Annotated in this window: 16 protein-coding genes; 9 read left to right on the top strand and 7 right to left on the bottom strand. The window is 57.4% G+C overall.

Translation table 11 applies throughout. The features are described 5' to 3' along the window. The first annotated feature begins 1 nt into the window (after position 1). The gene (locus tag J7382_RS08080; protein WP_209068554.1) at positions 2-211 is read left to right on the top strand and encodes a hypothetical protein; all 210 of its coding nucleotides are present in this window, start codon (positions 2-4) and stop codon (positions 209-211) included. Positions 212-460: 249 nt separating this feature from the next. On the opposite strand, the gene J7382_RS08075 is transcribed toward J7382_RS08080, so the two are convergent. The 4 genes from J7382_RS08075 to tgt all read right to left on the bottom strand — a co-directional run bounded on the left by J7382_RS08075 (position 461) and on the right by tgt (position 6,327). Further along, a complete protein-coding gene (locus tag J7382_RS08075) occupies positions 461-1,732 on the bottom strand; it encodes a hypothetical protein (protein WP_209068553.1) in 1,272 nt (423 codons plus the stop codon). Positions 1,733-1,926: 194 nt separating this feature from the next. Beyond that, the gene (gene lon, locus J7382_RS08070; protein ID WP_209068552.1) at positions 1,927-4,329 is read right to left on the bottom strand and encodes an endopeptidase La; all 2,403 of its coding nucleotides are present in this window, start codon (positions 4,327-4,329) and stop codon (positions 1,927-1,929) included. Positions 4,330-4,640: 311 nt separating this feature from the next. Then, positions 4,641-5,186, bottom strand: coding sequence for a hypothetical protein (locus J7382_RS08065; RefSeq protein ID WP_209068551.1), 546 nt, complete (start codon positions 5,184-5,186; stop codon positions 4,641-4,643). A gap of 10 nt (positions 5,187-5,196) precedes the next feature. Then, positions 5,197-6,327 (bottom strand): tRNA guanosine(34) transglycosylase Tgt, encoded by a 1,131-nt coding sequence (tgt, locus tag J7382_RS08060; protein ID WP_058240252.1) that lies wholly within the window; start codon positions 6,325-6,327, stop codon positions 5,197-5,199. Positions 6,328-6,459: 132 nt separating this feature from the next. Here tgt and J7382_RS08055 point away from each other — a divergent pair, with 132 nt between their 5' ends. From J7382_RS08055 to tpiA, 5 genes are all read left to right on the top strand, one after another. Continuing rightward, positions 6,460-7,344: an SPFH domain-containing protein gene (locus tag J7382_RS08055; RefSeq protein WP_209068550.1), complete on the top strand. Its 885-nt coding sequence runs from the start codon at positions 6,460-6,462 to the stop codon at positions 7,342-7,344. A 3-nt stretch (positions 7,345-7,347) separates the two neighbouring features. Beyond that, positions 7,348-7,623 carry a hypothetical protein gene (locus J7382_RS08050; RefSeq protein WP_209068549.1) on the top strand — a complete coding sequence of 92 codons (276 nt, stop codon included), beginning with the start codon at positions 7,348-7,350 and terminating at the stop codon, positions 7,621-7,623. A gap of 209 nt (positions 7,624-7,832) precedes the next feature. Further along, positions 7,833-8,207: an SUF system Fe-S cluster assembly protein gene (locus J7382_RS08045; protein ID WP_209068548.1), complete on the top strand. Its 375-nt coding sequence runs from the start codon at positions 7,833-7,835 to the stop codon at positions 8,205-8,207. Positions 8,208-8,235: 28 nt separating this feature from the next. Further along, positions 8,236-8,634, top strand: a complete 399-nt coding sequence (locus J7382_RS08040) for an iron-sulfur cluster assembly accessory protein (protein ID WP_058240142.1) — start codon at positions 8,236-8,238, stop codon at positions 8,632-8,634. Positions 8,635-8,703: 69 nt separating this feature from the next. Continuing rightward, the gene (gene tpiA / locus J7382_RS08035; RefSeq protein ID WP_209068547.1) at positions 8,704-9,450 is read left to right on the top strand and encodes a triose-phosphate isomerase; all 747 of its coding nucleotides are present in this window, start codon (positions 8,704-8,706) and stop codon (positions 9,448-9,450) included. 341 nt (positions 9,451-9,791) lie between these two features. Here tpiA and J7382_RS08030 read toward each other — a convergent pair whose 3' ends face one another. From J7382_RS08030 to J7382_RS08020, 3 genes are all read right to left on the bottom strand, one after another. Then, positions 9,792-11,267, bottom strand: a complete 1,476-nt coding sequence (locus J7382_RS08030; RefSeq protein ID WP_209068546.1) for a TRAP transporter large permease — start codon at positions 11,265-11,267, stop codon at positions 9,792-9,794. Then, the gene (locus tag J7382_RS08025; protein ID WP_209068545.1) at positions 11,267-11,932 is read right to left on the bottom strand and encodes a TRAP transporter small permease; all 666 of its coding nucleotides are present in this window, start codon (positions 11,930-11,932) and stop codon (positions 11,267-11,269) included. The genes J7382_RS08030 and J7382_RS08025 overlap by 1 nt, the downstream gene beginning before the upstream one ends. 102 nt (positions 11,933-12,034) lie before the next feature. Continuing rightward, positions 12,035-13,039: a DctP family TRAP transporter solute-binding subunit gene (locus tag J7382_RS08020; protein ID WP_209068544.1), complete on the bottom strand. Its 1,005-nt coding sequence runs from the start codon at positions 13,037-13,039 to the stop codon at positions 12,035-12,037. A 345-nt stretch (positions 13,040-13,384) separates the two neighbouring features. On the opposite strand from J7382_RS08020, the gene pth reads away from it, so the two are divergent. The 3 genes from pth (at position 13,385) to J7382_RS08005 (ending at position 16,405) form a co-directional block, all read left to right on the top strand. Next, complete coding sequence (gene pth, locus J7382_RS08015; protein ID WP_209068543.1) at positions 13,385-14,104, top strand: aminoacyl-tRNA hydrolase; 720 nt, start codon at positions 13,385-13,387, stop codon at positions 14,102-14,104. Next, positions 14,101-15,144, top strand: a complete 1,044-nt coding sequence (locus tag J7382_RS08010) for a DUF2332 domain-containing protein (RefSeq protein ID WP_209068542.1) — start codon at positions 14,101-14,103, stop codon at positions 15,142-15,144. Before pth ends, J7382_RS08010 begins: the two co-directional genes overlap by 4 nt. Positions 15,145-15,241: 97 nt before the next feature. Then, positions 15,242-16,405 carry a serine hydrolase gene (locus J7382_RS08005; protein WP_209068541.1) on the top strand — a complete coding sequence of 388 codons (1,164 nt, stop codon included), beginning with the start codon at positions 15,242-15,244 and terminating at the stop codon, positions 16,403-16,405. Positions 16,406-16,446: the final 41 nt, after the last annotated feature.

Below are 16,446 nucleotides of genomic sequence, written 5' to 3'. Positions count from 1 at the left end.
CATGAAGAAGCGCAGAAGCCTTCCTCTCGAAAATACCAGCATGCAGCGCCCCGCCGACAACTCCAACAGCGCGCCGGAGAATGCCATCATCGGTCGTATCGTGATCCGCGGTGCATGGGCGCGCAAGGTGCGTAACGAGTCGGAAGCCGCACCTGTGGCAACGCCACAAAATGACTTCGCCGAGCATCTGCTCTTTGCAGAAGGCCCCTAACGGCCAGCATGGCAACACACGGATCCCGGGGGGACCTGGGTAGGGGGCTTCGGCCCCCGACGAGACAAAAGAACATATCCCACTGCCGTCCCTAACCTTAGGCAGTGGCGATACACGGAGCGGGTGAGCTCGCTCCGACGACATTCAGGCCGCAGGCAAAAAACATCGAGCGGTATTCAAGAGTGAGCCTGAATGGCGAAACTGGGGGGCCCATTGGCCCCCCACTTTTTTTCGTAAAGCAGCGTGCGCCTACATGAGCGCCGTTGCGGCCACATCAATGCCCGCATGGCCCCCTGCCCCACTCATCGGTGCCATGTCGCGAATATGCGTGAGCGAGCGCGCCCGCAGCATGCTGTCAAACGCCGCAAAGATTTCCTGCATATGGGCGGCCTTGTATGGAAATACAGCCTCTGAATCCATGTCATGCACGATCAGCGCATTGTCGGCCTCAAACACCACCAGATTGCCATCCCGATCTTCCGCGCAATCAATCCCGAAGTAATCAAGACCAACACCTGACATCAGAGCCTCAAAGGCCTCCTTGTGCCGTTTGGCAAAATCCCGTTCAAACCGCGCCATGAAATGAGCTTCCTCGGCGCGTTTTGCCTCCGATTGCTCCATCTGTGCATTGAGATACCAAAGGTCCCATTGATCCGCGATCGCCATATGGCACGGGAAGGCCTGACCGTTCACAAAGACAATGCGGTACTTGCGGAAACTGCCATCAAAAGACGCGTAATCCACATATTCGGAGACAAAGAAGTTCAGCGCCTCCTGTCCCGCCAGATACTGCACAAGCGCTTCGGGCGTATCGACTTTGGCAAGCCCTGCCCCGGCATGTGAGCCCACGGGCCGGATGATATAGGGATAGCTCCCAACTTGCGCCAGGACCTGCGTTTCAAACCCGTTGCACACCGCCGCAACCAATGTGTCCCGATCAACGCGTTCTGTCTTGGGGAACTTCAGCCCCCGCACGTAGGGAAAGATCTCTGTCAACGCGTCACGCTCAAGGTCCACAGGGCCAGCAGGCAGGTTGACCACCTGCGTCCCCGTCGCTTGGGTCAACTGCCGCACCTTGGCAAAAAACGCATCCGCCTGTGCACTGTCTGTTGGCACAGCACAGAAAGCCACGTCATGCTCTGGCAGCGGCTCATCTCTCTCACTGTCCATTTTAGGATAGTAGGTGATGATCTCAAAATCAGAGGACTGCAGCAGGAACTCAATCGGCGTGTTGCCACCCACATGGCTGGGTTCTGCAAACACCAGAACTTTTGGTTGTAGTTTGTTCCGCCGATTGGTCGAGAACATCCGCTGCCGCGCAAGCGCCTTTGCCTGCCACGCCAACCCCATTTCCTGATTTCCGTAAAGCTGATCAATCACCGAAAGGTCCATGAAGATCCCGTCGGCCTCGGCCCCCTGCTCCATTTTGGTCAGGAGTTCGGCCCGCAGCGGCATCAGATCCACGCCGTCAAAGGCCATTTTCGTGAGCCGGGCAAGGCCCAGTCTTTCTTGCGGTTCCATTCTGGCTCCTATGGTCGTTACCCCTCTTGGATGCCGGAATATGATTAATGAAACCTACACGGGCTCTGCCTGCTTAAAGACTAAAATCATTAGGATTTTTCCTAAATTTTGACTCGAGACACAATAATCTATCAGCCACAAAAAAACGCGCCAGAGACCCGGCGCGTTTTTCTACATCATGCTGAACAGGCTGCTCAATGCGCGGTTGCGCCAGCACCCTCTTCTTTCTTCAGAGCCGCTGCAGCAGCCTCTTCGGCGGCCTCGTCCCACTCAATCGCTTCCGGTTCATCCGTCAGGGCAAGCTTGAGCACCTCAGACACATGTTTGACCGCGATGATCTCCAGACCGTCCTTCACATTGTCCGGAATATCCGCCAGATCCTTTTCATTGTCCTGCGGGATCAACACCGTTTTGATCCCACCGCGTAGCGCCGCCAGAAGCTTCTCTTTGAGGCCACCAATCGGCATCGCATTGCCGCGCAGAGAGACCTCGCCGGTCATGGCGATATCTTTGCGCACAGGGATGCCGGTCAGCACGGAGACAATCGAGGTCACCATAGCGAGACCTGCAGAAGGACCATCTTTGGGCGTTGCGCCATCTGGCACGTGCACGTGGATGTCGATCTTATCAAAGACCGTGGGCTTCACGCCGATCTGCGGGCTGATGGAACGCACATAAGAGCTCGCTGCGTCGATGGATTCTTTCATCACATCGCCCAGCTTCCCGGTGGTCTTCATCCGCCCCTTACCGGGCAGTTTCAAACCTTCGATATGCAGCAGGTCGCCGCCGACACTGGTCCAGGCCAGACCGGTGACAACCCCCACCTGATGCTCTTCTTCGGCAAGACCATAGCGGTATTTCTTCACACCCAAGAAGTCATCAAGGTTATCCTCTGTCACCGCGACAGTGTCTTCCTCGCCTTTGACGATCTTGGTCACCGCCTTACGGGCCAGTTTCGCCAGTTCACGCTCAAGGTTCCGCACGCCCGCTTCACGGGTGTAGGTGCGAATGACCTCCTGCAATGCCTCATCAGAGACCTCAAACTCGCCCTTTTTCAGGCCGTGGTTCTTGATCTGTTTGCCGATCAGGTGCTGACGTGCGATCTCGCGCTTTTCGTCCTCGGTGTAGCCCGCCAGCGAAATGATCTCCATCCGGTCAAGCAAAGGCCCCGGCATGTTGTAGGAGTTCGCCGTGGTCAGGAACATCACGTTGGAGAGATCATATTCCACCTCAAGGTAGTGATCCACAAAGCTGCCGTTCTGCTCAGGATCAAGCACCTCAAGCATCGCAGAGGCTGGATCGCCCCGGAAGTCCTGCCCCATCTTGTCGATTTCATCGAGCAAAATGAGCGGATTGGTCGTCTTGGCTTTCTTGAGCGCCTGAATGATCTTACCCGGCATGGAGCCGATGTAGGTCCGGCGGTGGCCCCGGATTTCGCTTTCATCGCGCACGCCGCCAAGGCTGATGCGGATGAACTCACGACCGGTCGCTTTGGCCACGGATTTGCCCAGCGAGGTTTTACCCACACCCGGAGGGCCAACAAGGCACAGAATAGGCCCTTTGAGCTTGGAAGAGCGCTGCTGCACGGCGAGATATTCGACGATGCGCTCTTTCACCTTTTCCAGACCGTAATGATCCTTATCCAGAACCGCTTGCGCGCCTTTGAGATCTTTTTTCACGCGGCCGCGCTTACCCCATGGAATGGAGAGCATCCAATCCAGGTAGTTGCGCACCACAGTGGCCTCAGCGCTCATGGGGCTCATGTTCTTGAGCTTTTTGAGTTCTGCGTCGGCCTTTTCCTTGGCCTCTTTGGAAAGCTTGGTTTTGGAGATTTTTTCTTCGAGCTCGGCAATTTCGCCTTCGCCCTCTTCCCCGTCGCCAAGTTCCTTCTGAATGGCCTTCATCTGCTCATTCAGGTAATATTCGCGCTGGGTCTTCTCCATCTGAGTTTTGACCCGGGTCTTGATCTTCTTCTCAACCTGCAGAACGCTCATCTCGCCCTGCATCAGCCCATAGACCTTCTCCAGACGCTCGCTAACCGACAGCGTTTCCAGAAGCTCCTGCTTCTCGTTGACTTCAATGCCCAGATGACCGGCCACCAAATCGGCCAGACGCGCGGGTTCATTGGCCTCTTCAACGGCACTCAGAGCTTCTTCCGGGATGTTTTTCTTGACCTTGGAATAGCGCTCGAACTCATCGCCTACCGTGCGCAACAGCGCTTCAATGGTGGCCGCATCCCCCGGCATCTCCTCAAGATGTTCCGCGGTCGCTTCGAAATACTCGTCGTTTTCCAGAAAATCGGTGATGGTCACACGGCTTTGGCCTTCCACCAGCACTTTCACGGTGCCATCGGGAAGTTTCAGCAGCTGCAGCACATTGGCCAGCACACCGGTGCGATAGATGCCATCAATGTTGGGATCGTCCTCAGAGGGGTCAATCTGGCTGGACAGCAGAATCTGCTTGTCATCGGCCATCACCTCTTCCAGCGCGCGAACCGATTTCTCCCGGCCCACAAACAGCGGCACGATCATATGTGGGAAGACCACAATATCGCGCAGTGGCAGCACAGGATAAGATGTGTTGAGGGGCTCTTGCATGAGTTTTCCTTGTTCTAGCAAAGCGACACAGGTCCCACATGTGGCAACCTCTCGGGCGCTTTCCGTTTCCTCGGCTTATTGATTTGGGGGCACGCGCACCCGCTTTCAACTGCGTTTTCTTTGTTGGAGCACACAATGCCTTTACAGAAGGTGAGGAACAAGGCGGGAAAAGGGATAGTTGGCAAAATATTTTGGAATAGGCCTTTCAGCCTCGGTCAAGCTTTGCACAGAAGTGTCGTGATCTTTTGGCACCGTGTGGCCGCAAACGCAGGATCACGCCCGCAAGCAATGCCTGCGGGCAATCCGATGTCTCACTGAGCGGGCTGCAATAGGACCGTCTCTGTTAGAAACAGAACGGTCTCACCACTCTTCATGGTCAGTTCAGAAATCTCCAACAGGCGGTCATCAAAATAAGGGATCACTGTAATGGTCCCAAACACGGTGATCCCTCCCTCTTCTTCAGGCAAAGTGAGCTGCAACTGCGGCAGCGCCTCAGGGCCACAGCGCGTGTCACTCAGAAGATCTGCAAGATCCGCCCGTCCGGTGGTCTCCAGCATGTCATCTACACGATCCACATCGTAGGTCTTGGGCTCCACCGCTTCCAACGGCAACGCCTCGCCCATCAAGCTGTCGACAAACCCCGATTGAAACAGGCCATCTGCGCTGATGTTGGTGGCAAACGCACGTGCCGCTCGCACAAAGGATGTGTCTGCGCCTTCAATTGAGGTGCTGCCTGCCCGCACCCAATCCCCGGACAGGCGGCTCAAGATCTCGGCCAGATCTGCGACACCACAAAACCCGTCCGCGATAGCAGCAACGGGCGTTGCGGCCAAAACGGCAACCGCAATCAATCTCATTTTATTTTCCTTATAAGGGCTCGATATCGCCCTGAGCCTGCATCTCTTGGAACTGTTTTTCCCAAGCGTCAAACGTACCTGCGGCAATCGCATCCCGCATCTCCTGCATGATCTGCTGGAAGTAATGGAGATTGTGCCAAGTGAGCAGCATGCCGGAGATCATCTCGTTGCTGCGGAACACATGGTGCAGATAGGCGCGGGAATAATTCTGACACGCCGGACAGGTGCAGGCCTCATCCAGTGGCCTCGGGTCATCCGCATGGCGCGCGTTTTTGATGTTCACGACCCCGCGGCGCGTAAATACCTGCCCTGTGCGGCCAGAGCGGCTGGGCAGCACGCAATCCATCATATCAATGCCGCGTTTGACCGCGCCCACAATGTCCGAGGGCTTGCCCACCCCCATGAGGTAGCGCGGCTTGTCCACAGGCAACATATCCGGCGCGTAATCCAGACAGCCAAACATCGCTTCCTGTCCTTCCCCAACCGCAAGACCGCCCACCGCATAGCCGTCAAAGCCGATCTCTTTGAGCGCCTCAGCACTCTCTTCGCGGAAATCCTGCTCAAGCCCGCCCTGCTGAATGCCAAAGAGCGCATGTCCGGGGCGATCCCCAAAAGCGTCACGCGAACGCTGCGCCCAACGCATCGACAGGCGCATGCTCTCTGCAATCCGGTCCCGATCCGCAGGCAGGGCCGGACATTCGTCAAAACACATGACAATATCACTGCCCAAGAGCTTCTGAATCTCCATCGAGCGTTCCGGTGTTAGCGCGTGTTTGGAGCCATCAATATGGCTTTTGAAGGTCACGCCCTCTTCGGTCAGCTTGCGCAGCCCGGCAAGGCTCATCACCTGAAATCCCCCGCTGTCTGTCAGAATGGGCCGCTCCCAGTTCATGAACTTATGCAGACCGCCCAGCCGATCAATCCGCTCTGCCGTGGGCCGCAACATCAGATGATAGGTGTTGCCCAACAAGATATCCGCCCCCGTGGCGCGCACGCTTTCTGGCATCATTGCTTTCACCGTCGCCGCCGTGCCCACCGGCATAAAGGCCGGCGTGCGAATATCGCCACGCGGCGTGGAAATCACCCCGGTGCGGGCCTTGCCGTCGGTGGCATTGAGCGAAAAGGAAAACTTCTGAGACATCACGCGCCTTTTTATCGGGAAGATTGTGGCTATTTTCCCCCTCTCTACGCGCTCAGGCGAAGCTTGTAAAACACCCGCCAATCGCCATATTGCAAACCATAGAAATACAACCATTTTCTGGAGTGCATATAGATGGGCGAAGACCTAATCCTGGGGCTTTTGAGCGAAAACATCGTGATCCTTCTGGCGGCGGTCTTCCTGATTGTCGTGGTCCTCAAAGGGGTGCGCATTGTGCCTCAATCCGAAAAACATGTGGTGGAGCGTTTTGGCCGCCTGCATTCGGTGCTGGGCCCCGGCATCAACTTTGTGGTGCCATTTCTGGATGTGGTGCGTCACCAGATCTCCATTCTGGAGCGCCAGTTGCCCAACGCCACACAGGACGCCATCACCAAAGACAACGTGCTCGTGCAGATCGACACATCGGTTTTCTATCGTATTCTGGAGCCGGAAAAGACCGTTTACCGCATCCGGGACGTGGATGGCGCCATTGCCACCACCGTGGCCGGGATCGTGCGTGCCGAAATCGGCAAAATGGATCTGGACGAAGTGCAATCCAACCGGGCCAATCTGATTGCTTCCATTCAATCCAGCGTCGAAACCGCCGTGGATGATTGGGGAATTGAGGTCACGCGCGCCGAAATTCTCGACGTAAATCTGGATCAGGCCACCCGCGACGCCATGCTGCAACAGCTCAACGCCGAACGCGCCCGCCGCGCACAGGTGACAGAAGCGGAAGGTCAGAAACGCGCCGTGGAATTGCAAGCAGATGCGGAGCTCTATGCGGCCGAACAAACCGCCAAAGCCCGTCGCATCGGTGCTGAGGCAGAAGCCTATGCCACCGGCGTTGTGGCACAAGCCATCAAGGAAAACGGTCTGGAAGCCGCGCAATATCAGGTGGCTTTGAAGCAGGTTGAGGCGCTCAATGCCCTTGGAAATGGAGATGGGAAACAGACCATTGTCCTGCCTGCCGCCGCGCTGGAAGCCTTTGGTGACGCCTTCAAAATGCTGAAAGGATAACGCATGACCGATTATCTGGTTGTCTGGTGGGTCTGGCTCGCGCTCGCGCTTGTGCTCGCCATTCTGGAAGTGCTCGCGCCGGGATTTATCTTTCTCGGTTTTGCCGCCGGAGCAGCGCTTGTGGGGCTCGCACTTTTGACGCCGCTGCAGGCGCTCTCCCTACCGGTCATCCTTCTGGGCTTTGCCGCACTCAGCCTCGCGAGCTGGCTGTTGCTGCGGCGCGTGTTCTCCCTTCCCGGCGGACAGGTCAAAAAATTTCATCACGACATCAACGACTGACCCGCAAAGACACCCTCCCGCCCCCGCATCAGCGCAGCCAAAGCTGCTTGTGCGGGGTTGGGCCCGGCTCAGCTGCGCTGAGCCTCGCCGACCGCCAGCGTCCGCGCAAAACACCGCCCAAATGCAGTCGGAATTCCCACACGCTCCCCTCTGGACGTGGCAGGCAAGTTTTCCTATATGAAAAACTCAGGATTTTTGTAGGACAGACTATGACTCAAGCTCCAGATCCCGCCGTGGAACCGGTCGAAGGCACCCCATTGATTGCGCCCTCCAGTGTTGATCACCCCCTGCACGAGCAGATTGTTGAAGCCTGCCGCAGCGTGTACGATCCGGAAATCCCGGTAAATATCTATGATCTTGGCCTGATCTACACGATCGAGATCAATGCGGAAAACGACGTGAATGTGATCATGACCCTCACGGCGCCGGGTTGCCCTGTGGCAGGTGAAATGCCAGGCTGGGTTCAGGAAGCTGTGGCCGGTGTGGGCGGCGTGCGCACTGTAGAAGTGGCGCTGGTCTGGCACCCCCCTTGGGGCATGGAAATGATGAGCGACGAAGCCCGGCTTGAATTGGGCTTCATGTGATATTCCAATTCGTTAGAAAGGAAAGCTGATGTTTGGCATTCCCGGAAAACAAGCTGTGACAATGACGCCAACTGCCGCCAAGCAGATCGCGCGCCTTATGTCCAAAGAAGGACACGCCGGTCTGCGGATCGGCGTCAAGAAAGGCGGCTGCGCGGGCATGGAATACACCATGGACTACGTGACCGACCGCGACCCGCATGATGAGGTGGTGGAACAGGACGGCGCCATTGTCATGATCGCGCCGATGGCCCAGATGTTCCTCTTTGGCACAGAAATTGACTATGAAACTTCGCTTCTGGAAAGCGGTTTCAAATTCAACAACCCCAATGTGGCAGATGCCTGCGGATGCGGCGAATCCATCAAGTTTAAGGACATGGATGAACTGACCGAACAGGTTGCTGCAAACGGCGCGCCAAAACTGACATGACGGCCTTGACCTAGGCCGCCTTGCCCCGCATGACTGACGCGTAAATCGCGATTTTGGAAGGGGCATTTTATGCGACGTAAGCTGGCAGCAGGCAATTGGAAGATGAACGGCACCGCGGCGGCGCTGTCAGAACTTGAAGCCTTGGGCAAGGTTCCACAGGCCGCTGGCACAGATGTGTTGATCTGCCCCCCTGCCACACTGCTGTCGCGTGCCAAAAATGTCGCCGGCGAGGCCGTGCTTGTTGGCGGACAGGATTGCCACGCCTCTCAAAGTGGCGCGCACACGGGGGACATCTCCGCTGGCATGCTGAAAGATGCCGGGGCCAGCCATGTGATCCTCGGGCATTCCGAACGTCGTGAAGACCACGGCGAAACGGACGCAGACGTGGCGGCCAAAACCCGCGCGGCGTGGCAGGCAGGGCTTGTCGCTGTGGTGTGCCTTGGCGAAAGCCTTGAGGAACGTGAGGCGGGCAACACCCTTGCCGTGATCGGCGCACAGCTCGCAGGCTCCCTGCCCGACGATGTCACAACAGAGAACCTTGTGATCGCCTATGAACCGATCTGGGCGATTGGCACGGGCAAAGTACCCACGCTGGCGCAAATCGGCGAAGTGCATGATTTCATGCGCACAACCCTGACAGAGCGCTTTGGAGCCGCCATCGGCGACGCGCTTCCGCTGCTCTACGGTGGCTCTGTGAAGCCGGGCAATGCGGCAGAGATCTTTGCCGTCTCCAACGTGGACGGCGCGCTTGTCGGCGGTGCCAGCCTGAAGGCCGCCGATTTTGGCGCCATCATCACGGCTCTTGACGCGGCCTGACCCCGCTTGAGCAGCACAGGTTCGGGCGCGCATAAGCGCCCGCACAGCGGCCTGTCCTTGAGCCGGGCCATGCACACCTGACACTTGGGGCGGGCGCGTTCAGGGCAGACCTGCCCCTGAACCGCTCCTAAAGCCGTTTGCGTTTTATTTGAGGCAAAGGGATCGCTTTTCGCGTTCGACCGAAAGGGAGAGGCAGCGAACAAGCGATTCAGATCAAACGCAAACGGCTATAAGCAAAACGTCCTAATCCTGCCCCCAAACAAAAAGCGACGCCCCGAGATCGGAGCGTCGCCTTGCGTTTTTCTGAATAAGAGCGCGCGGAAGCGCACCGCTTACCTCCCCTAATTGGTGATGATCTCCGGCCCCATGACCGCATTGGGCAACACGGTGGAAATCCACGGGATATAGGTGATCATGATCAGGAATACGAAGAGCACCGCGAGGAACGGCAGGGCCGCCCGCACCACGCCCATCATTGGCATCCCGGCCACACCAGAGGTCACAAAGAGATTGAGACCAACGGGCGGGGTGATCATGCCGATTTCCATGTTCACCACCATGATGATGCCCAGATGGATCGGATCAATGCCCAGTTCAATCGCAATCGGGAACACCAACGGAGCGACGATCACCAGAAGGCCTGAGGGCTCCATGAACTGACCACCGATCAGCAGGATCACATTGACCACGATCAGGAACATCACAGGGCCAAAGCCTGCAGACAACATGGCGTTCGCAATGGTCTGCGGCACCTGCTGCTCGGTCAGAACATGTTTCAGGATCAGCGCATTGGCGATCACAAACAGCAGAGTGACAGTCAGCTTGCCCGCTTCAAACAGCGTGTGTTTGGTGTCACGGTGAACCAGCGAAGGAACCAGGTACAACAGGCTGTGGGCCAACCATTGTACAAAGGCTTTCACCCTAAGAAACAACTGCTTGGGCAACGAGGAGAACCAGCCTTTCAAGCCACCACCTGACAGCTCTGCAATCTCTCGGCGTGTTGCATCCGACCAGCCCGGTTTTTCTGCCAACGGGCCCATGTCTTTGTAAACAAAGCAGGCGATGAAGAACGCGTAGACCGCCGCCACAGCCGCCGCCTCTGTCGGGGTGAAGACACCGCCATAGATGCCGCCAAGAATGATCACGATCAGGAACAGGCCCCAGCCCGCTTCCATGCCGCTCTGCACGATTTCGCCAAAGCCGTTCCATTCGCCTTTGGGCAGGTTTTTCACCTTTGCCATCACATAGATGGTCACCATCAGCATGAGGCCCGCCAACAGGCCCGGAATCACACCCGCAAGGAACATCCGCCCCACGGAGACTTCCACCGCCGCGGCATAAACCACCATCACGATGGAGGGCGGGATCAGAATGCCCAGGGTGCCAGCGTTACAGATCACACCGGCAGCGAACTCCTTGGAGTAGCCGACCTGACGCATGCCTGCGATCACGATGGAGCCAATCGCCACAACCGTGGCCGGAGAGGAGCCAGAAAGCGCCGCAAACATCATGCAGGCAAACACACCCGCAATCGCCAGACCGCCGGGCAGATGCCCCACACAAGCGATGGAGAAGCGGATGATGCGGCGCGCGACGCCGCCTGTGGTCATGAAAGAGCTGGCCAGAATAAAGAACGGGATCGCCAGCAGTGTGAAATGCCCCTCAAAGGCTTCAAACAGCGTGCCTGCCACAGAGGCCAGCGTGGCATCGCCAAAGATCAGCAGGAACAGGATCGAGCTGAGGCCAAGTGAGACCGCAATCGGCACCCCGATCAGCAGAAGGCCAATCACCATGGCAAAAAGTAGAACAACAGCCATCAGTCATGCTCCCCCTGAAGTGCGCGCACTTCTTCAATTTCATCTTCAACTTCGTGGCTTGCCACCAGACGGTCTGTCTCGCCTCTGAAAATCGCCACCGCAGCCTGCGCAAAGCGATAGACCAGCAACAGCATGGAAATCGGCAACACAATATACGGCACCACTTTCGGCAGCTTTTCGTATTCATCGCCATAGTTGATCAGGTCTTCGAGAAAGGCGAAGGCACCAATCATCGGCACATCCTGCACCTCATAGAAAGACTGGCTGCGCGCCTTCATATCAAAGCCGGTTGGGAACCAACGGCCCGACGTCGGCGGTAGATCGGCAAACACGGCCCAGTAATCATAGGCGCCCTTCAGCATCAGCAGCGAAAAGACCAGACAGGCCGCAGCCGTAATCAGGCCGAGCACACGCGCCGTGGCCGGGCTCACCATATTCAGGATCGCGTCCACGCCCAGATGGCTGTGTTTCTTGACGGCATAAGAGGCGCCCAGAAGCACCAGCCAGGCAAAAAGGAAGACCGTCGCCTCCAGCGCCCAGAGAATGTTTGAGTTGAAACCGAACCGGGCAATCACATTGGCAAAAGTGATCAATGTCATGCTGCCCAGAAGAAACGCAATCAGCGTCTCTTCGATCCGGTCCACAAAGCTATGCTTGGTTTGCATTGTCCCGCGTCCCGCTTGTGTTTTTTGTGGATTTTGGTTGCAAAACGGGCGGGCCATTGGCGGCCCGCCCGCTCATTTTGGGTCAGGTTTTAAGCCTGAAACTTAGCCCGCAGCGTTGATCGCCTGCGCGGCATCAATGTTGTCTTGACCAACGTCATCGGTGAATTTTTCCCAGACCGGCTTCATGGCTTCCACCCATGCCGCACGTTGCTCTGGGGTCAGCTCACGAATGGTGCCGCCCGCATCGATGATGGACTGACGCGCCGCTTGGTTCACCGCTTCCGCTTCTTTGTTGCGGGTGTGGGTCACCTCTTGGAAGATGGTGATGAACTGGGTGCGCACATCTTCTGGCAGGCTGTCGAGCCAATCCACAGAGGTCACAACCAGATAGTCGAGAATGCCGTGGTTGGTTTCTGTGACACCGTCCTGCACCTCAAAGAACTTCTTGCCATAGATGTTGGACCAGGTGTTCTCCTGACCATCCACAACGCCCTGCTGCAGTGCGCCATAAACTTCGGAGAAGGCCATCTTCTGCGGGGAGCCACCCATGGCTTCCATCTGCGCCACAAGCACATCGGAGGACTGCACACGGAACTTCAGACCGTTCGCATCAGACGGATCCAGCAGCGGCACATTCGCAGACATCTGCTTCATGCCATTGTGCCAGTAGCCCAGCCCCTGCAGACCGCGACGCTGCATGCTGTCCAGCATGGCCTGACCGTTGTCAGAGGCCTGGAACGCATCCACGGCCGCGATGTCTTTGAACATGAATGGCAGGTCAAACAGACGGAACTGTTTGGTGAATTTTTCAAACTTGGACAGCGAAGGCGCGGCCAGCTGCACGTCGCCCTGCAGCATCGCTTCCAGCACTTTGTTGTCGTTGTAGAGCGTGGAGTTCGGGAAGACCTCCATGCACATCTTGCCGTCCATCTCTTCGTTAACACGCTTTTCCAAGAGCGACGCCGCAATGCCCTTTGGGTGCTTGTCGGTGTTGGTCACATGGCTGAATTTAACAACGATCTCACCATCGTCACAGGCCGCAGCAGCAAAGCTTGCGCCCGTCACAGTCAGAGCCATCGCCGTCGCAGCAGTGGTCAAGAACTTCATATTTTTTCCTCCCGGTAAACAGTCAAAGTCCCTCCGGCACCCTCCGATGCCTGATGACGAAACTGTGACGTTCCTAAAACCACCACTCAACAGATTCTTTACTCCCCCTGAAAATTGAAATTTTCTTACGTATTCACAGAAGCTTACCACACAAAAAATCTTAATCGCGTTTCCTTGCAGACTGTCAGCGTGCGATTTCCCGCACGCGCTGCACCAAAGTTGTGCGGAATTCCGCACAGCCCTGTTTTCCAAAAGAGTGTCGCACACCAAGACCAAACGGAGTGATTTGCCTGATGCTCGCTCCACGATTATACTGCAGCGCAGAAATGACAGCAGGCAGACTTTATGAAACTCTTCGTTGGCCTTGGCAATCCGGGCTCAAAATACACGCAGAACCGTCACAATATCGGCTTCATGGCCATGGATCAGATCGCGGATGATCACGGCTTTGCCCCTTTCAAAGGCAAGTTTCAGGGCGCCATCACCGAAGGGCGACTGGGGCGCGAGAAAGTCCTGCTACTCAAACCCGAAACCTTCATGAACCTCTCCGGCCAATCTGTTGGCGAGGCCATGCGGTTTTACAAACTGGCCCCGGAAGATGTGGTCGTCTTTCACGACGAACTGGATCTCGCACCCGGCAAGCTAAAATATAAAATGGCGGGGGGGCATGCCGGCCACAATGGTCTGCGCTCCATTCATCAGCATCTCGGCGAAAACTACGGGCGGGTGCGTATGGGCATTGGCCATCCCGGTCGCAAGGATCTGGTGAGCCGCTACGTACTGCATGATTTTGCCAAGGCGGATCAGACCTGGCTGGATGATATGCTGCGGGGCATTTCCGACGGTGCCGCGCATCTGGCAGAAGGCGATACCGCAAAATTTTCCAACGCTGTGGCCATGCGCCTGAACCCACCGCGCCCCTCAACCGGCACCAAAGGCCCCAAACCTAAAGCGGAGACGACATCCAAAAAACCGGAGACCGCCAAGGCAACCGCTGAAGACAAAGCGACCCCCGCGCCGGACACACGCAGCGCGCTTCAAAAGTTAAAGGATAAGTTTTCATGAGTACCCTGTCGCAAGCTTTTCTGGACCAAGCCAACAGCTGTGAGGCGCTGGACAGCCCATTTATGGGGCGGCTTCTGCGTCTGCTGGCAGCGCATTGGCCCGCAGATACCAAGCTTGCGACCAGATGCGCCGATTTTTCAGGCGATATTGGCCCCAAGGGGCACAGCCTGCCTTTGCGCATTGCCAGCGGCCTGCACGCGCTGGTGCTCCAAAACGCCGACCCCGCTCTGACAAATATCTACCCGCCACATGCGTCCTCTGACGCCACCTTCAAAACAGAAATCCTTGCGGCGCTGCATCGGCACGATGCCTTTCTCTGCGACTGGATCCGCAACACGCCACAAACCAATGAGGTGCGCCGCAGCGCGGTGCTGATCGCCGCTGCCCAACTTCTGGCAGAGCGCTTTGACTTGCCTTTGAAACTCTCCGAACTGGGCGCCTCTGCAGGTCTCAATCTGATGTTTGAGAAATTTCATCTGGCGGTTGGCACAGGCTATGGCCCGCAAAGTGACGTCCGACTTGCGCCTGACTGGGAGGGCCCTCTGCCCCCGGCTGCCACCCTGAAGGTCGCCGAGCGCCTAGGGGTCGACCTTAACCCATTGGACTGTCACAGGGCCGACCATGCCCTGCGCCTGCAGGCCTACCTCTGGGCCGATCAGGCAGAGCGCCTGACCCGCACCCGCGCCGCCATCGCAGTCCATGACGCGCAGGTCGACGGCGGTGACGCCATTGACTGGCTGCAAACCCGTCTCAGCACGCCGGAGACGGGCATGGTGCACATGGTTTATTCCACCGTGGCTTGGCAGTATTTTCCGCCAGAAAAACAAAGGCAAGGCACGGAAATCCTGATGCAATCCGGCCAGCAAGCCAGCCCAGACGCGCCCTTGGTCTGGCTCTCATATGAAGCTGACGACCAGACGCCCGGTGCTGCCGTGACACTGCATCTGTGGACCGGCAATGCCCCGCAAGTCTGGCATTTGGGGCGCGCAGATTTCCATGGCCGCTGGATCAAATGGCAGGGACCGGCGCGCCTCCCCTAAACACATGGCCCACGCCTCTAACCTTACGTCAGCATTGCCGCACAGGGGGCCAAAATGCTCAACTGTTGGCGTAATTTTGGGGAGAGGAAACACGCATATGCGCAGTTTTGGAAAATGGCTCGGCCGCATCCTGTTGATACTGGCCCTCGCGGCAGGGGGCCTCTATGCGGTGAAGCGCGAAGAAATCACCCGCCTTCTGGCCGTCAACTCGCTCTTCTCCGAAGACAAAATCATCGCCAATTTCTCCAATATGGACACGCTGTTCCTGACAGCGGAGATTGATAAAGGCGACGCCCCGGCCAGCCCCCTGCCCGCCGCGGCCCCAATGGACATGCCTGAGGGTTTTGACACATGGGTCCAAGAGCGCACCGTCACCGGCATGGTCGTGCTCAAAGATGGGGCTGTGGTGCATGAAAGCTATCATCAGGGCACCAGCGCGGAGGATCGCAAAATCAGCTGGTCCGTCGCCAAATCCTACCTGTCTTCGCTCACCGGCATCCTTGTGGCGGAGGGGCTGGTCGAGCTTGATGCGCCGGTCACGCAATACGCCCCGATATTGACCGGCTCTGCCTATGAGGGCGTGACCGTGAAAAACGTGTTGCAGATGTCTTCTGGCGTCACCTTTGATGAAGATTACCTCGACTTCAATTCCGACATCAATCGCATGGGGCGCGTGCTGGCGCTTGGCGGCACATTGGATGGGTTCGCCGCCGGTCTGACTGAAAGCTTCGTCGCGCCGGGCACACAGTTTCAATATGTCTCCATCGACACCCATGTGATCGGGATGGTCTTGCGCGGGGCCACAGGCCGCAGCATCCCCGATCTGCTGGGCGAAAAGATCATATCAAAACTCGGCTATGAGGCCGCGCCCTATTATGTCACCGATGGCGAAGGTGTGGCCTTTGTGCTCGGCGGGCTGAACATCCGCACACGCGACTACGCCCGCTTTGGACAGATGATCCTGCAAGAAGGCGTCTATGACGGCGCACAAGTGGTGCCTGCCGACTGGCTCGCCGACGCCACCGTGCCCAGCGCCAACACAGCGGCGGGCAAGCTGCACTATGGCTACCAATGGTGGATGCCCAAAGACCCGCGCGCGGGCGAGTTCTTTGGCATCGGGGTCTATGGCCAATACATCTACATCAACCGTGCCGAAGGCGTGGTGATTGCCGTGAACTCTGCGGATCGCCGTTTTAAGGACGGCGGTGTGACCGATGGCAATATCGCGCTGTTTCGGGAGATTGCGGAAACCGCGCGCTGATTGCCTAAAAAGGCGGGGGCTGGCTGCCCCCGGACCCCCGC

Source organism: Shimia sp. R11_0, from assembly GCF_017744035.1.
Lineage (GTDB): Bacteria > Pseudomonadota > Alphaproteobacteria > Rhodobacterales > Rhodobacteraceae > Shimia > Shimia marina.
Note: the sequence above shows the minus strand (reverse complement) of the source record. Positions and strands in the feature narration are given on the sequence as shown.

What these genes read in the sequence shown, in the direction of transcription:
- J7382_RS08080 (WP_209068554.1), top strand. Translation starts at nt 2, where the DNA reads ATGAAGAAGCGCAGAAGCCTTCCTCTCGAAAATACCAGCATGCAGCGC.
- J7382_RS08075 (WP_209068553.1), bottom strand. Translation starts at nt 1,732, where the DNA reads ATGGAACCGCAAGAAAGACTGGGCCTTGCCCGGCTCACGAAAATGGCC.
- lon (WP_209068552.1), bottom strand. Translation starts at nt 4,329, where the DNA reads ATGCAAGAGCCCCTCAACACATCTTATCCTGTGCTGCCACTGCGCGAT.
- J7382_RS08065 (WP_209068551.1), bottom strand. Translation starts at nt 5,186, where the DNA reads ATGAGATTGATTGCGGTTGCCGTTTTGGCCGCAACGCCCGTTGCTGCT.
- tgt (WP_058240252.1), bottom strand. Translation starts at nt 6,327, where the DNA reads ATGTCTCAGAAGTTTTCCTTTTCGCTCAATGCCACCGACGGCAAGGCC.
- J7382_RS08055 (WP_209068550.1), top strand. Translation starts at nt 6,460, where the DNA reads ATGGGCGAAGACCTAATCCTGGGGCTTTTGAGCGAAAACATCGTGATC.
- J7382_RS08050 (WP_209068549.1), top strand. Translation starts at nt 7,348, where the DNA reads ATGACCGATTATCTGGTTGTCTGGTGGGTCTGGCTCGCGCTCGCGCTT.
- J7382_RS08045 (WP_209068548.1), top strand. Translation starts at nt 7,833, where the DNA reads ATGACTCAAGCTCCAGATCCCGCCGTGGAACCGGTCGAAGGCACCCCA.
- J7382_RS08040 (WP_058240142.1), top strand. Translation starts at nt 8,236, where the DNA reads ATGTTTGGCATTCCCGGAAAACAAGCTGTGACAATGACGCCAACTGCC.
- tpiA (WP_209068547.1), top strand. Translation starts at nt 8,704, where the DNA reads ATGCGACGTAAGCTGGCAGCAGGCAATTGGAAGATGAACGGCACCGCG.
- J7382_RS08030 (WP_209068546.1), bottom strand. Translation starts at nt 11,267, where the DNA reads ATGGCTGTTGTTCTACTTTTTGCCATGGTGATTGGCCTTCTGCTGATC.
- J7382_RS08025 (WP_209068545.1), bottom strand. Translation starts at nt 11,932, where the DNA reads ATGCAAACCAAGCATAGCTTTGTGGACCGGATCGAAGAGACGCTGATT.
- J7382_RS08020 (WP_209068544.1), bottom strand. Translation starts at nt 13,039, where the DNA reads ATGAAGTTCTTGACCACTGCTGCGACGGCGATGGCTCTGACTGTGACG.
- pth (WP_209068543.1), top strand. Translation starts at nt 13,385, where the DNA reads ATGAAACTCTTCGTTGGCCTTGGCAATCCGGGCTCAAAATACACGCAG.
- J7382_RS08010 (WP_209068542.1), top strand. Translation starts at nt 14,101, where the DNA reads ATGAGTACCCTGTCGCAAGCTTTTCTGGACCAAGCCAACAGCTGTGAG.
- J7382_RS08005 (WP_209068541.1), top strand. Translation starts at nt 15,242, where the DNA reads ATGCGCAGTTTTGGAAAATGGCTCGGCCGCATCCTGTTGATACTGGCC.